At 43.8% G+C, this 521-nt stretch carries 2 protein-coding genes; both read right to left on the reverse strand.

What is annotated here, in order from left to right; all coding sequences use genetic code 11:
- The coding region (locus A3735_RS32510) for a MerR family DNA-binding transcriptional regulator (RefSeq protein WP_156499573.1) at window positions 1–69 on the reverse strand (69 nt) is incomplete at its 3' end.
- Window positions 70–303: 234 nt separating this feature from the next.
- Window positions 304–521 (reverse strand): hypothetical protein (locus A3735_RS09660; RefSeq protein ID WP_197485810.1); only part of this gene is annotated, 218 nt, incomplete at its 5' end.

Below are 521 nucleotides of genomic sequence, written 5' to 3' on the forward strand. Positions count from 1 at the left end.
GATCTCTTCGTAGTAGCGAATGGTTTTAGAATTAAGGCCTGTTAGCTTTGATATCGCGCCGATATTCATCGTGCTACTCCTATATAAATTGATCTAATATGGAATAGCATAAACCTTACAGCTACGGTAAGGTCAATACAAATTTATTGAATTCGAAATTTATGACGAAAGTGGTCAGTGTAGGTGGGTATGACCATAGTCAAAATAACTCAAGTAGACAGAGCCTTCCATGGCTCGCTGGCGGCTTAGGGCTGGTTGGTTTCATGTGAGGAATGGCGTTCTCAGCCTAAGAATGAATAAGCCTCAACCACGACGCCATGCATGAAATTTCTCAAGAAACTGCAATACCTTCTCAGGCGCGTTGGCTTTTTTCCAGTTACCAGCGACAAACTTATTGGTTTCCGCCAGGGTTGGGTAGATATGAATCGTGCCCAGGATCTTATTCAGACCTAAGCCATGCTTCATTGCCGTCACGTATTCAGCAATAATATCCCCGGCATGATGACCGACAATCGTTACCC

This window comes from Oleiphilus sp. HI0061, from assembly GCF_001635675.1.